This is a genomic window from Mycobacterium sp. ACS1612 (assembly GCF_001667505.1).
Taxonomy (GTDB): Bacteria; Actinomycetota; Actinomycetes; order Mycobacteriales; family Mycobacteriaceae; genus Mycobacterium.
Map to the genome: position 1 here is coordinate 175,189 of NZ_LZHZ01000037.1, position 14,304 is coordinate 189,492.

Annotated in this window: 14 protein-coding genes; 9 read left to right on the forward strand and 5 right to left on the reverse strand. The window is 66.0% G+C overall.

The annotated features are described in order from the left end of the window. The first annotated feature begins 1 nt into the window (after position 1). Positions 2-802 carry a hypothetical protein gene (locus A5724_RS17450; RefSeq protein WP_067804630.1) on the forward strand — a complete coding sequence of 267 codons (801 nt, stop codon included), beginning with the start codon at positions 2-4 and terminating at the stop codon, positions 800-802. Here A5724_RS17450 and A5724_RS17455 read toward each other — a convergent pair. Further along, a complete protein-coding gene (locus A5724_RS17455; protein ID WP_156752333.1) occupies positions 799-1,092 on the reverse strand; it encodes a hypothetical protein in 294 nt (97 codons plus the stop codon). The genes A5724_RS17450 and A5724_RS17455 overlap by 4 nt on opposite strands. A gap of 38 nt (positions 1,093-1,130) precedes the next feature. Further along, positions 1,131-1,784: a YhjD/YihY/BrkB family envelope integrity protein gene (locus A5724_RS17460; RefSeq protein ID WP_197518699.1), complete on the reverse strand. Its 654-nt coding sequence runs from the start codon at positions 1,782-1,784 to the stop codon at positions 1,131-1,133. An 81-nt stretch (positions 1,785-1,865) separates the two neighbouring features. Between A5724_RS17460 and A5724_RS17465 the strand changes: the two genes are divergently transcribed. Together A5724_RS17465 and A5724_RS17470 are read left to right on the forward strand one after the other, a co-directional pair. Then, a complete protein-coding gene (locus A5724_RS17465; protein WP_067804419.1) occupies positions 1,866-2,567 on the forward strand; it encodes a crotonase/enoyl-CoA hydratase family protein in 702 nt (233 codons plus the stop codon). Next, complete coding sequence (locus A5724_RS17470; RefSeq protein WP_067804422.1) at positions 2,567-3,151, forward strand: TetR/AcrR family transcriptional regulator; 585 nt, start codon at positions 2,567-2,569, stop codon at positions 3,149-3,151. The genes A5724_RS17465 and A5724_RS17470 overlap by 1 nt, the downstream gene beginning before the upstream one ends. Before the next feature lie 70 nt (positions 3,152-3,221). On the opposite strand, the gene A5724_RS17475 is transcribed toward A5724_RS17470, so the two are convergent. After that, positions 3,222-3,545, reverse strand: a complete 324-nt coding sequence (locus tag A5724_RS17475; RefSeq protein WP_067804424.1) for a hypothetical protein — start codon at positions 3,543-3,545, stop codon at positions 3,222-3,224. 110 nt (positions 3,546-3,655) lie between these two features. Between A5724_RS17475 and A5724_RS17480 the strand changes: the two genes are divergently transcribed. Genes A5724_RS17480 through A5724_RS17495 form a run of 4 tightly spaced genes read left to right on the forward strand, consistent with a single transcriptional unit; the run spans position 3,656 to position 7,700 of the window. Beyond that, the gene (locus A5724_RS17480; protein ID WP_067804427.1) at positions 3,656-4,384 is read left to right on the forward strand and encodes a hypothetical protein; all 729 of its coding nucleotides are present in this window, start codon (positions 3,656-3,658) and stop codon (positions 4,382-4,384) included. After that, on the forward strand, positions 4,381-5,922 hold the full coding sequence (locus A5724_RS17485) for an HD domain-containing phosphohydrolase (protein WP_067804428.1): 1,542 nt from the start codon (positions 4,381-4,383) through the stop codon (positions 5,920-5,922). The genes A5724_RS17480 and A5724_RS17485 overlap by 4 nt, the downstream gene beginning before the upstream one ends. A gap of 48 nt (positions 5,923-5,970) precedes the next feature. Next, complete coding sequence (gene mddA, locus A5724_RS17490; protein ID WP_067804429.1) at positions 5,971-6,720, forward strand: methanethiol S-methyltransferase; 750 nt, start codon at positions 5,971-5,973, stop codon at positions 6,718-6,720. Then, positions 6,717-7,700, forward strand: coding sequence for a magnesium transporter CorA family protein (locus tag A5724_RS17495; RefSeq protein ID WP_067804430.1), 984 nt, complete (start codon positions 6,717-6,719; stop codon positions 7,698-7,700). The genes mddA and A5724_RS17495 overlap by 4 nt, the downstream gene beginning before the upstream one ends. Here A5724_RS17495 and A5724_RS17500 read toward each other — a convergent pair. After that, positions 7,642-8,775, reverse strand: a complete 1,134-nt coding sequence (locus tag A5724_RS17500) for an NAD(P)/FAD-dependent oxidoreductase (protein ID WP_067804433.1) — start codon at positions 8,773-8,775, stop codon at positions 7,642-7,644. The two genes, A5724_RS17495 and A5724_RS17500, sit on opposite strands and share 59 nt — an antisense overlap. Before the next feature lie 216 nt (positions 8,776-8,991). Here A5724_RS17500 and A5724_RS17505 point away from each other — a divergent pair, with 216 nt between their 5' ends. Further along, positions 8,992-10,743: a hypothetical protein gene (locus tag A5724_RS17505; RefSeq protein WP_067804437.1), complete on the forward strand. Its 1,752-nt coding sequence runs from the start codon at positions 8,992-8,994 to the stop codon at positions 10,741-10,743. After that, a complete protein-coding gene (locus A5724_RS17510; RefSeq protein WP_067804633.1) occupies positions 10,740-12,062 on the forward strand; it encodes a hypothetical protein in 1,323 nt (440 codons plus the stop codon). Before A5724_RS17505 ends, A5724_RS17510 begins: the two co-directional genes overlap by 4 nt. Here A5724_RS17510 and A5724_RS17515 read toward each other — a convergent pair. Next, positions 12,059-14,167 (reverse strand): tyrosinase family protein, encoded by a 2,109-nt coding sequence (locus tag A5724_RS17515; protein WP_067804440.1) that lies wholly within the window; start codon positions 14,165-14,167, stop codon positions 12,059-12,061. The two genes, A5724_RS17510 and A5724_RS17515, sit on opposite strands and share 4 nt — an antisense overlap. Positions 14,168-14,304: the final 137 nt, after the last annotated feature.

The window sequence follows — 14,304 nt, forward strand, 5'->3', positions numbered from 1 at the left end:
CATGTCGTCGGGAGCATGGACGGCGCTGGCGGCGTGGCTGGCGGTGGTGGTCGGCATCGTGGCGCTGATCTACGCATGGCGTCAGTACCAGCGAGCCAAGGAAGACGCCGCGGAGCTGTTGCAGCCGAACGTCGCGATGTACATGGAGCCGAGCGCCAGCGACTGGCACCTCATCGAACTCGTGGTCAAGAACTTCGGCCGAACCCCGGCATACGGCATCCGCTTCGAGTTCGCGAACCCGCCGACGGTCGGCAAGTACGAAAGCGCCTACGAAGACCGCTACGTCGACATCACCGAACTCAACCTGCCCGCCGAGATTCCTTATCTGGCACCGACGCAGGAGTGGCGGATCGTGTGGGATTCCGCGCTGGACCGCCGGGAACTCGGCGAAGCCATCGCGTCGCGGTTCCACGGCGCGGTCACGTATTACGACCGGCCGAAAGACACCGGGCGACGCGGGCAGAGCAGGCCCCAGTACCGGTCGAGCGCGGTGTTGGACTGGGCGACGCTGCATCCCGTCGAACGACTCGAGCTGCTCACCACACACGACCTGGCCCGCCAGGAGAAGCAGAAGCTCGAACTGCTGCGCAACCTGTTGACCTACTACCACTACGCGGCCAGTGAGAGCCGCGAAGAAGTGCTGCGCGTCGAGATCAACCGGGTCAAGGCCGCCGCCGACGATCTGCGTGACCGGTACCGCACCCAGTACAACGCGGCGCATCTGCGCAACAACGTCGACACCGCGTTCGAAGAGGCGCACACCACGGTCATCAACGGCAGGCATCGCCGCGACCTGAACTAGCGCGGATCGGCGGGCTGCTTGTCGTATTCGATGTCGAGTTGTTGTTCCGGCCGCTGCGTTTCGGCCCGCAATCTGTCGGTGTAGTACGCCTCGTCGGCCTTGGTCAGCGGCGGCTGCACGATACTTCTCGGCCACAGCCGCTTGACGCGGACCACGTCGATTTCGATCGCGTACACGATCACCGTGGCCTGCAACGCGAGCCAGGCGAGCAGACCAAGCACTGCCCCGAACAGGCCGGCGATCGCCTGTGCATGCCGAAGTTGGTGTGCGACAACGTATCCCGCGAGCATCAGCAGCACCTGCCAGCCGACTGCGCTGATCGCCGCGCTCAGCAGCAGATCCTGGTCGGCACGTGTCCCGCGGCGGCCACCCGAAACAGCGCGAGGAAAAACGCGAAACCCAGCACCGTGCCGACCGTGAAGCTGACGAGACGGGCAGGCAGGCCGCCGAAACCCACCGATGTCGCGGCCGCCGCGGACGTGCCTGCGGCGCCGGTGACGACGACGATAGATCCGAGCAGCAGCAGGGTGAGTGTCCGCAGGTAACGCGGCACGAAGCCGGGGCGGTCGGTCTTGGGCACGGCCCACACGGTGTTCAAGGTGTTTTGCAGGGCATGGGCGAAACCGCGTCCGCCGACTATGGCCACGAGTATCCCCGCTGTCAACGCGAAACTTGTGCCGCTGAACCTCTCGACACCGAGTTGTTGGTGGATCTCGCCGCCGACGATCGGGAACTCGGCGAACGCCGAGTTGACCAGTTTCGCGTGCAACTGGGGATACCTGCGCAGCGCCACTCCCAGTACGGCGGTGAACGCCATCAGCATCGGAAAGGTGGCGAGGAACCCGTAGTACGTCAGCAGGGCGACAAGGTTTCCTGCCTCGTCGTCGCCGAACTTCTTCACCACCGCGACCGGCCCGGCGACCACGGGGTGGCGCTGCTGCCAGCAGTCGACCCGACGTGTGATTCGCTCTACGGGATTCATCGGCCGCCCCTCGGTAAGTGGCGGGTGAGTACCCACATTCGCCATTGGCTTTCGTAACGTCGTTACGTAACATCGTTAACCATGGCTGACACCGTGAAATACGAGTTCAACGATTCCGTCGCGACCATCACGCTGGACGACGGCAAGGTCAATGTGCTTGGGCCTGCGATGCAGGCGGCGATCAACGAAGCGCTCGACAAGGCGGAGAAAGACTCGGCCAAGGCCGTCGTGATCGCGGGCAATCAGCGGGTGTTCAGCGGCGGTTTCGACCTGGCGGTGTTTCAGTCCGGCGACGCGAAGGCGGCGCTCGGGATGCTCTCCGGCGGCTTCGAACTGTCGGTGCGCTGCCTGACTTTCCCGGTGCCGGTCGTCATGGCCGCGACGGGCCCGGCGATCGCGATGGGATCGTTTCTGCTGCTCTCCGGCGACCACCGCATCGGGCAGCCCAAGTCGCGGTGCCAGGCCATCGAGGTCGCGATCGGTATGACGATTCCGATCTCCGCGATCGAGATCATGCGGGCGCGGTTGACGCCCGCGGCGTTCGAGCGTGGCGCCGCGCTGGCGGCGACGTTCGTCGGCGACGAAGCGGTTGCCGGCGGGTGGCTCGACGAGATCGTCGACGCCGAGCACGTGCTGCCCCGCGCTCAGCAGGTGGCCGCCGAGGCAGCCGCCACCCTGCATGCGGGTGCGCACCTGGCGACCAAACTGAAGGCGCGCGATTCCGCGTTGAAGGCGATCAGGGCCGGAATCGACGGGCTTGCCGCGGAATTCACGCTCGGCTGATGCCACGGGCCAAGCAGCGCACCCCCGAGTTACGGGACCGCCTGCTGGAGGTCGCGATCGCCACCCTGTCCGAGGAAGGCATTGCCCGGTTCACCACGCGGCGGGTGGCCGAGCGGGCAGGCACGTCGGTGCCCGCGGTCTACGAGCTGTTCGACGACAAGGCCGGCCTGGTGCGGGCGATGTTCTTCGAAGGCTTCCGGCTGCTGGGCGCGGAGTTGGCGAAAGTGCCTGTCACGTCGGATCCGTTGGCCGACGTCGAGCGTCTGGTTCCGGTGTTCCGGTTGTTCTGCCGGGCCTATCCGCGGCTGGCGCAGGTGATGTTCTCGCGCCCGTTCGCCGATTTCGAGCCGGGGCCGCAGGAGCTGGCGGCGGGCGCGGCGGTGCGGGAGGTGTTCGTCGGGCGCATTCAGCGGTGCATCGATGCGGGCCTGCTATCGGGCGACCCGAACGATATGGCGCACGTATTGCTCGCTCTCGCACAGGGTTTGGCGGTGCAGGAGGCCGGCCGATGGCTCGGGTCGGGGCAGGTGCTCGAGCGACGATGGAAACTGGGGGTGACGTCGCTGCTCGCCGGGCTGCAGTAGCCAGGGCCTACCCGCGTGAAACGTCGGCCCGCCACCGCCGCCTCTTGAGGTGACGGGCCGACGCAGTCTCTTACGGCGGCGGGAACGAGTACGGCGGCCGCAGACCGGCGGGATGCGGGGTGCCGCGCCACGGGTAGATCACGTTGGCGTTGACGTCGACCACGCCCTCGGAGTTCCAGAACCAGTCGTGGCAGATGTTCCAGTCCCAGCTGATGACCTGGCTGCCCGGGATCAACGGGTCCCCTGGGCACCAGTGCGTGCATGTGGTGCTGCCTGGACAGTTGCCGCCCTGGTAGCTGGGGCCGTCCGCCTGTGCGGTGGGCGTGCCGAGTCCAGTCAGGCTCAGACCGGCGGACACCACCGCAACGGTGGCGAACCGGGTGAATCGGCTCATGGTTTTTTCCTTTCGTTGCTGACAAGTAGAGCCCGCCCCGCCCCCTACCGATCCCAAGTTGGGGCAATTGCCTCATGCCCACGCGCGGCTCCCAGCCGGACCATTGCCACATGACCACTCCCCAAGCGGCCGCGGCCGCCACCAAACACCTCGACCTGCCCACCGGCGACGACGAGCGAGTCGTCGGCTTCGGTGTGATGGGTCTGCCGTTCGCAGACGGCCACTACCTGGCCTTTCGCGATTTCCCGGCGACGTCCTTCTCGCCGGCCTACCTGTCGGTGTGGCATCGCACCCCCGACGGCGTCTGGACGTTCTACGCCACCACGCCGGGTCCGCAGAGCTGCTCGCGCTACTTCAGCTCCGTGACACCGGTCGACCCGGTGGTGTGCGACATCCGCTCGACCTGGACCACGCCGTGGACGTTGCGGGTGTTCATCGACGGCCTGCTCGACTGGCGCGTCGACGTCACCCGGACCGCGGCGACCCGGCTGATGAGCGTCATCGGCGGCCACATGCCCGCCGCGGCGTGGACCAGTCGCAGGACCCTGCGGGCCATGAGCCACCTCGTCGGGCCGCTGCTCGGCGTCGGCAGGCTGCGGCTGACCGGCAACCTGCCCAACGGACAGGAATTCCGGATCGCCCCCAAACGGGTGTGGGCGGTCGCCGATTCGACGGCCGTCGTCAAGGGTGAAGACCTCGGCCCCGTCGGCCCGCACCCCGTACAGGGCAACCTCGCCGACTTCCATCTGCCGCAGCGCGGTATCTGCGTCGTCGCGCAAGGCCGGTTCGAACCGTTCGACATCGCCCGGCATCGCGACGGGGACAGAATCGGCATATGACCACGCGCGCGGAGGTGCTGGCGGCGCTGTCGGTGGCCGTCGACCTCGGCCTGGGTCAGCCCGCCGAGCACATGCTGCGCTCCGCGCTGATCGCCACCCGGCTGGCCGACCGGATGGGCCTGCCCGAGTCGCAGCGCGAGTGCGTCTACTACTCGACGTTGATCATGTGGATAGGCTGCCACGCCGACTCTCACGAATACGCGCGGTGGTTCGGCGACGACATCTCGGTGCGCCGCAGTTCCTATCTGGTCGACTGGTCGGGTCTGCCCTATCAACGCTTCCTGCTCACCAACATCCGGCACGGCGAATCGCTGCTGCAGCGGCTGAAGACCATCTCGACGCTGTATGTGAATGCCCGCGGTCACATTTCGAGCCTGATCCATTCGCACTGCACCTCGGCCGCGCTGCTGGCCGACCGGATCGGTCTGAGCACCGATGTGCAGACCGCGCTGGGCTACACATTCGAGCGTTTCGACGGCGGTGGACTGCCGAACGGCGCTGCGGGCGAAGACATCCCGATCGAAATGCGGGTGGCCCAGGTGGCCGACATGGTCGAGGTGCATCAGCGCGAGTACGGCACCGTCGGCGCGGTGGCGATGGCCCGCAGCAGGCGCGGCGGCCAGTTCGACCCCGCCGTGGTCGACGCGTTCACCGAGGACGCCGAATCGCTGCTGGCCGTTCCCGCGACCGGGGACGTCTGGGCGATGGCGCTGCAGCAGGCACCCGACCGGCACACCAAGCTCGACGAGCATGCGCTCGACGACCTTCTGGTGGCGATCGGCGACTTCGTCGACCTGAAATGTCCGTTCACACTTGGCCATTCACGGGCGACGGCGCAACTGGCCGCCGACGCGGCGAGCGCCGCCGGGCTGGACGCCGACGCCGTCAGGCTGACCCGAAGGGCCGCGCACATCCACGACATCGGCCGCATCGGGGTGTCCAACCAGATCTGGTCCAAACCAGGTGAACTGACGATGGCCGAGTTCGAGCGGATGCGGCTGCACCCCTATCTCACCGAACGCATCCTGCATCGGGTGCCCGGCCTGAAAGACGTGGCCTTGGTCGCTGCCAATCATCATGAGTGCCTTGACGGCTCCGGGTATCCGCATGGGTTGGCGGCGCGGCAGCTGACGATGCCGGACCGAATCCTGGCCGCCGCGGTCAGCTACCAGTCGGCCCTGGAGCCGCGGCCGTACCGCGAGGCGATGTCACCCGAGAGCGCGGCACGACGACTGCGCAGACGCGTCACCGACGGCGAACTCGACGAAGTCGCGGCGGACGCCGTACTGCACGCGGCTGGCCACGGGCCACGTAAGACCACGCCGCGCCCCGACGGCTTGACCGCCCGCGAGGTCGACGTGCTCCGGCTCGTCGCGCAGGGCGCCAGTAACAAGCAGATCGCCGCCAAGCTCGTCATCAGTGAGAAGACGGCCCGCAATCACGTCGAGCGCACCTACGCCAAGATCGGGGTGTCCAACCGGATCGGCGCCAGCATGTACGCGCTCGAGCGGGGGCTGGTCGGTCGCGTCGACAGTTGAGGCATTTGCCTCATGCCTGCAGGGTCGCGGCGGAGCGACGCTGAGCCCATGAACCGATATTTCGCAATGGCCTACGGCGTCATCAGTTACGCCCTGTTCCTCGTGGTCTTCGTCTATGCGATCGGCTTTGTCGGCGGACTGACCCCGCGCAATGTCGACAATGCGATTGCCGCCCCGACCATCCCCGCGTTGGCCGTCGATGCCGCACTGCTCGCGCTGTTCGCCGCTCAGCACAGCGTGATGGCACGGCCGGCGTTCAAGCGGTGGTGGACCCGCTACGTGCCGCGGCCGGTCGAGCGCTCCACCTACGTGTTGCTCGCCAGTATGGTTCTGGCCCTGCTGCTCTGGCAGTGGCGCGACATCCCTGCCGTGGTGTGGCAGGTGAATTTCCAACCTGCACGGCTGGCGATCTGGGCGCTGTTCTGGCTCGGCTGGGCGATCGTGCTGGCGTCGACGTTCATGATCAACCACTTCGAGTTGTTCGGGCTGCGGCAGGTGTTCGCGGTCTGGCGGGCGCGGCCGCTGGCGCAGACCGGCTTCCGCACGACGCTGTTCTACCGGGTGGTGCGCCATCCGCTGAATCTCGGCTTCATCGTCGCGTTCTGGGCTGCGCCGACCATGACGGCGGGACACCTGTTGTTCGCCGCCATGACGACGGCGTGGATTCTGGTCGCGATGCAATTCGAGGAGCATGACCTTCTCGCAGAGCTCGGGGAGCGGTACGCGGCTTATCGCAAGCGGGTGCCGATGCTGGTGCCGGGCCTGCGGAAGCGGTGCACTGACATGATGGTGGGGTGACCCACGTCCGAGGCCGAGTCTGGCGGGCAGGAAAACCCCAGGACGATTTCGACTTCGCCTCGATCTCGGACTACTTGGCCGAGGACGACGCGCTGGTCTGGTGCGATATCTACGACGCCGACCACGCGATCCTCAAGGATCTGGCCGAGGAGCTGGGGCTGAACTCGTGGGCGGTCGAGGACGCGCTCGCCGAGGCCGAACGCACCAAGGCCGTCGTCTACCGGACCCACACGTTCTTCACCGTGTACGGCGTCACCACCAAGCAGCCTGCCGACGAGGCGGGGTCGATGCTCGACATCCATCGGATCTCCGGTTTCGTGCTGCCGCGCGGGCTGATCACGGTGCGCCTCTCGCCGCATCTCGACATGGATGTGGTGTCGCAGCGGTTCGACGAGCTCGGCGGTCAGGAGTACGGCGTTGGCTCGTTGGTGCACGGGCTGCTGGACGTGGTGGTCGACGGCCACTTCGAGGCGGTGCGGGAGCTGGACGACGGCATCGAGTCGCTCGAGGACGATCTGTTCGAGAACAACGCGCAGAAAGGGTTGCAGCGCAAGACTTTTCAGTTACGGAAGGATCTTGTCCAGCTGCGGCGGGTCGTGCTGCCGATGCGTGAGGTGGTCAGCTCCATTCAGCATCGCCGGTTGGACGCCAAGACCGCACCTGAGCTCGATCCGTTGTATTCCGACCTGTACGACCACGTGCTGCGCGTGTCGGAGTGGACGGAGTCGTTGCGCGACATGGTCACAACGGTGTTCGAGACGAACCTGTCGCTTCAGGACGCGCGGCTGAACACGGTGATGAAGAAGCTGACGGGCTGGGCCGCGATCATCGCGGTGCCGACGGCGATCACCGGGTTCTATGGGCAGAACGTGAAGTATCCCGGCATCGACACCGTCGGCGGTTTCCTCACGAGCACCTCCGTCATCGTGCTGATCGTGTTGGCGCTGTACTGGATGTTCCGCCGCCGAGACTGGCTGTGAGGACGCCGACGGGTTCGCCGTCCGACTCGTAGTAGACGGTGAACCCGTCGCGGTGGTCTTGGAGCCGGGCGTGGTCGTAGTCGACGCCCCAGCCGCGATACTGCAACGTCGATTCACCGATGGTGCACGAAAATTCGGGGACCTTGCTCCACGCCGCGGCCTGCCCCGCCGCAGTCAGTCCGGCGATGCGGCCCTGTTGCGCGGCGTCGCGCCAGTGCTCGGCGCGGATGCGGCGTCCCGCGGCGACGTTGTAGGCCAGCGCGACGTCGCCCGCGGCGTAGACGTTGCGCGCCGAGGTGTGCATGTGTTCGTCGACGACGATACGGCCGTCGCACGTTTCGAGTCCGGCGTCGACGGCCAGGTGTGGATCGGGTCGCACACCGGAGGCGGCGACGACGACGTCGCCGTCGAGGGTGCCGCCGCTGTCGAGGTGGACCTCGGGGCCGTCGATGCGGGTTACCGTCGTCGAGCCGAGGAACCGAACACCATTGTCGGACAGTATTTTTGCGACCCGTTCACCGACCTGTTCGCCGAAGCGGCGCTGCAACGGCACCTGCTCGGCAGCCACCATCGTCGTCGGCACGCCTTGTTCAGCCAGGCAGGCCGCGGCCTCACAGCCGATCAGTCCGCCACCAATCACCACGGCGGAATCGGCGCTGCGGGCCGCCATTCGGAGGATCACGGCGTCGGCGAACGAGCGCAGCGACAGCGCCGTCTCACCGCCGGGGATGCGCAGCGGGACGGCGTTGGCGCCGCAGCCGAGCATCAGATGCCAGTACGGGTAACGGCGGCCGCCCTCGGTGACGACCTCCTGCCTGGCCAAATCGATGTGGTCGACGGTGACGCCGCGGATCAGCTCGACGTTGTTGCGAACGAACCAGCCCGCGCTGTGTAGGTCGAGCTTGGCTTCGCGGCCGCACAGGTATTCCTTGCTCAGAGGCGGCTTGGCGTACGGCAGCGCGGGGTCGTTGGTCAGAATCCGCACGGGAATGTTGGGATGCTTGCTGCGGAACGTCTCCGCCGCGCTCAACCCTGCCGGACCACTGCCGATGGCCGTGAAACCTGGAGCCACCACATTTCCTGGGTACCACCTCGGCGGCCCGCTCATGCCCCTTGTCATGGTTTGGTCACAAATTCACAGGCAACGACGCTGTGGGTTGCTGGCAGGGCAAGTGGAGAAATCTAGTTAGCTGAGTGGGGATTATGCCTGCGACAGATGTGTCGTATTGTCCCACTCCGCAACGCTTTGAGATTCGACTCGGCGGGCGCGCGGAAGTGCGACTATTTCGCTATGCAAAAGCGCCAATTCGAGATTGTTGCCCAGGATCCGAGTGTGCGCGACCGCAACGGCAGGGTCTTGACCGCGACGGTCAGCCTTCCGCTCGAGGATCTGGCCCGCGGTCCGATGGGCTACTCCCTGTTCGTCGTCGACTACGACGCGTCGACGAACACGATGTACGAGGCGCCGCCGCCGCTGAAGAACGCCGAGGCCGTCACGGTGCCGAAGGGCGGCAGGAAGGGACTCCTCGCCGACCCCGGCTACCACGCGATGAACGCGTATGCCATCGCGATGCGCACGCTGCTGCGATTCGAGTTCGCACTCGGGCGCCGCGTCGGCTGGGGCATCTACGGTCACCAACTCAAGATCGTCCCGCACGCGTTCGAGGAAGCCAACGCGTTCTACTCACCCGAGATGGAGGCGCTGCTGTTCGGCTACATCCGGCGCAGTGAACCGACCTTCTTGTGTCTGTCGCACGACATCGTCGCGCACGAGACGGCGCATGCTCTGTTGGACGGGCTGCGCGACAAGTTCATGGCCCCGTCGTCGCCGGATCAGGCGGCGCTGCATGAGGCGTTCGCCGACATCGTCGCGCTGTTGTCCGTGTTCGGGTTGCCGGAACTGGTGCAGAACCTGATCACCCCGATCGAAGAGCAGGACCGCACTGCACCCCCAGGTCTGGTGCGTAAATCGAAGCTCACCTGGAATGAGCTCAAACGCTCGGCGCTGCTCGGGCTCGCAGAGGAGATGCGGACCGAAGCCGCCGATGCCCGCGTCAACGCCTTGCGTCGGTCTGTCGAGATCGACCCGAATCCGCACATCCTCGACCGCCTCGAGTTCGAGGAGGAGCATCGACGCGGTGAGGTGCTGGTTGCGGCGGTGATGCGCGCGTTCCTGTCGGCGTGGGTGGCCCGCATCGGACAACTCGGCGACGACGACCCAGAGGGCCTGGTGGATGTCAGTCTCGTCGCCGAACAGGGTGCCGACATCGCCGATGTCCTTCTGACGATGGTGATCCGAGCCATCGACTACACCCCGCCGATCCATATCGATTTCAGTGACTTTCTCAGCGCGATGCTCACCGCCGACAACGAGGTGCGCAGCGACGACAGCCGTTACCACCTGCGAGGGCACCTGCTGACGGAGATGGCGCAGTACGGGATTCTGCCGAAATCGCGCGAAGACGGCGGCTACTGGCCACCGGCGGCACTGAAGCTGGTACGGGAAGGTTCACATTTGAGTGCGCTGCAGTCCGATCCGACAGAGATGTTCCGGCACATCTGGAACAACCGACTGGATCTCAAACTCGACACCGATGCGCTGACCCGCATCACGAGTGTGCGCCCATGTGTGCGTGTCTCACCCGACGACGGATTCCAGATTCGCGAAACCGTTGTCGAACTCGTCCAGTACCTGAAGGTCACCGCCGCCGAACTGTGGCCGCAGTACCGGATCAGAAAGCCTGCCGGGATGCCGGACGACCAAGAAGTGGTTCTCGAGGGCGGCTCGACGTTCATTCTCGACGAGTACGGTGAGCTCAAGTTCGAAGTGTCCAACAGACTTCCGCCGCCCGCGACCAGAGTCGAAAAGCAGGCGTGGGAGCGCCGCCTCCAATATCTCTGGGATCGAGGATATTTCGCGGTCAGCCGGTCATCGGCGCTCGCCTCGTTCCACCGTCAACGGGCTCTGGCGGCCGGCTCAGTGGACCCCGACGTCGAGTTGGAAGCCAAGGAACGCCGCGCCAGCGAGGGGTGGAACCGATGAAGATCACCGACGCGCGGTTGCGTGCGTACAACGTCGGATTCGGCGACTGCCTGCTGTTGACCCTTACATACGACGAGGGCGAGCGGCCGGTGCGAAGTGTGCTGTTCGACTTCGGCAGCACCAGGCTGCCCGACTCGCGGGTCAAGAACCACATGGAGGTGATCGCCAACAACATCGCAGGAGAAACGGGCGGCAAGCTCGACGTGGTGGTGGCCACGCACCGGCACGCCGACCACATCAGCGGTTTCGGCGATTCCGTGACCGGTCCGATCATCGAGGGTCTGCGACCCGAACTCGTCGTGCAGCCGTGGACCGAGGACCCCGATCTGGAAACCGATGCCGCGCAACCGAGGGGCCGGGCAGCGCCGACCGACCACAAAGCGCTAGCGCGGACGTTGACGAACATGCACGCGTTCGCGGCCGGGGCCAGCGTGGAAGGGCTGCGCCTGGCTAGCCTCGCCGGCTTCCCGCCCACCGTCGCCGAGCGGCTCAACTTCCTCGGTGAGACCAACATCAAGAACGAGGCCGCAGTCAAGCGGCTGATGACGATGGGCGTGCGTAAACCGAAGTACGCCAAGTTCGGTGACCGTATCGACGTCCGCGGCCTGCTGCCGGGAGTGACGATCGATGTGCTGGGGCCGCCCACGCTCAAGCAGGCACCCGCCATCGCCCATCAGGCCCGCACGAACGCCGACGAGTTCTGGCACCTCGCCGCCTCCTGGGGTCGGCTGGCCGCGGCCGGGGCACCAGACGCGACGGCTGGAAGCTCGAACTTGGCGCCGCTGTTTCCGAATGCGATACGAGCCGACGTCCCACAGGCCGCCAAGTGGCTGGTGCCCCAGATCACCCGCGGCTACGCCGACGACATGCTGGGCATCCTGCGCATCATGGACGAGGTGCTTAACAACACCAGCCTGATCCTGCTGATGCAGATCGGCGGGACCACACTGCTGTTCCCGGGCGACGCCCAGATCGAGAATTGGAGCTACGCCCTCTTCGATGCGCCGAACCACAAGGCGATTCGCGAGCGCCTTGCCGGGACCAATGTCTACAAGGTGGGCCACCACGGGAGCCTGAACGCCACGCCCAAAACGCTGTGGAATGGCTTCAGCCACAAGCAGGACGCTGCACACGCCACGGCGAACCGTCTGGTGTCGGTCATGTCGACGAAGTCCGGGAAGCATGGCGACGCCAGGCGGGGTACGGAGGTGCCGCGGGGTCCGCTACGCGAGGTGCTCGAACAGTTCTCTGAGCACTTCAGCACGCAACGACGTACCGGCAAGAGACCGTGGGTCGACGTGGCGGTGCCGATTCACTAGGCGTGGCGGATGTTCACCGATCTGCCCGACGCATTGGGCAGGGCGAGCAAGGTGTCGCGTATCGCGTTGGCTCCCTGGCCGAACGGGCGGGCGAACGGATAGCCCATCTCCCTGTTGTCGGGATAGCGGTCGCGGGCTCCGCAGAAGCTCATCGATCCGCACTCGCCGGGTTGGCCGACGTTGTCGATCGCCGCGTCGGTGAACATTACCAGCAGCCGACATGGCATACCCGGCGCTGCAGTGCCTTTCGGCAACAGCAGCGTGTAGGGCCAGCCGCAATCGCAGTACGACGTGCGTCCGCCAGGCGGCCGATTCTCGATCGCCGTCGGCGACGTTTCGGCCTTGCGCTTGATCACCGCACTCTCGGTGTCCGGCCGATACAGCACCGCCTTCTGCCGCGCGGCCAGCGTGGTGGTGAACTTGTCCATCTCGATCCACGCGGTCCGATCAGATTCGAACGCCGTCGGCACCGAGAAGATTCGTACGGTCACCGCGACGGGTTGGTTTTTGGTGTTCTCGACGCGGATGAAGTAGACGAACGGTTCGTGGTTGAGGAATTTCACCGGATTGGGCCGGCCTGCCACGTTGGCCGTCGAGATCAGCGTCACGAATTCGCTTGTGGTGGTGAGCGACACGTTGCCCGATTGCGCGGCCGCCTCGGTGAAGTCGGTGTCCCAGTTGGGGCCGCCGAACAGGCGTTCGCCGAGTTGTTGGCGTTGCGCCACACTTTGATTGGCGGGCAGATCCGACGTACGCACCAGGATGATGTCGGGGCTTGCCCACGGTGCGGCCCCCTCGCGGATCAGCACTGCGGGTCCGTCGCTGAAATCCTCTGCGGCCTGCCTGGACTGCCACTGTTCGGCGAGGTCGTCGATCAGCTTGTGCCAGCGCCAGAACACCTGATCGCGGATGGCCCCGAGCGGGTTGTTCATCACGCCGTTCGGCTGGTTCTGACCGAGTTGCCCCGGCGGAATCGGTTCGGACAGCGCGCCAAGTGCGCCGTGTCCGTTGTTGTGGATGCCCATTTCGATGAACTCGCCGAGCGGCGAGATCGCGATCGCGACGTCGGGTTCTGAGGGGTCGGCACCGGGAATTGTCCCGCTGCTCAGCGCGTCGTCGACGCCCTGAGTCAACGATGCGAGGCGGTTGCGCCAGGCCGCGGAAAGGGTCTTGTTCTGCTTGCGGGTCGTGAATAGGACGCCTTGTTGGTCGCGTAGGCCTTCCGGGTCGTATCCCTCGGGTATCGGGCTCGGCCACTGGTTCGGGGTGAAGGCCTTCACCCGCTGCTTGCCGTGCGAGAGCAGTTCGGCGTCGTAGCGTGCCAGCATCTGCCGGTGCATGTAGAGGAACAACTCGCCGTGGCGGTCGTTGAGCCGGAACAGCTTGCGGTACAGCGCGCGAGGAAACGTCGGCGGTTCGGCGAACGCCGCGTTGATCAGCCGACGGCGGCCCTGCCCGTTGAGTCCGTTGACGACGAATTGGGCGACCTGTGTCGGGCTGGCGTTCTGCAACTGGGCGGACCAATTGGGACCGGGCGAGATCGTGTCGAGCAGCGTCACCTTCTCGGCGTTGGTGACTGTCTGCACCCACTGCGGGAAGGATTCCGGCGGGCGGCCGGTCCACGGGTAGACCTCGTGCCAGTGCTGGTGGTGTTCGTTGGCGAGCATGTCTTCGCGCCAGTAGTCGAGATCCGGTGACAGGCCTCCGATGGAGAGTCGCCGCCCGATCCGCTTGGCGGTCGGCGCGGTGAACATGCCCGGCGCGGCTTGCACCACTCGGGGTTTGAAGAGTCGACGCCCACGGTCGTTGTGGGTGACGAACAGGGCGAAGCCCTGGCGGACCAGTTCGGGATCCTGCTGCGTGCGTTCCTCGTCGACGACGGCGAGCGCGGCGGACAGGCCCGCCGTCTCGCCGGACCGGGTGGCGGCGGCGGCACTCAACCGTAGTGCAAGCAGGCTGGCGTCGACGCCCTGCTGCGCGTCGAACCACGAGAAGCGCTGTCCGTCAAGATGAATGGGCGGCGTAGCGTGCCCGGGCTCCTGGACGGTCATCAATTCGGTGAACAACTCCGCTCCCCTGTCGCGGAGTTCGGTCAGCGTCGCCATCGGTGTTCCCCCAAACCCCAAGGTCATGCTGTGCTGTTGACATTTCAATGAGACCACAGGAGTTCGGTGACACGCCGCGAATGCGCAATTCGGATGGCGCGGTATGCGAACTGCAGGGTTGTCGTATGACGCCATGG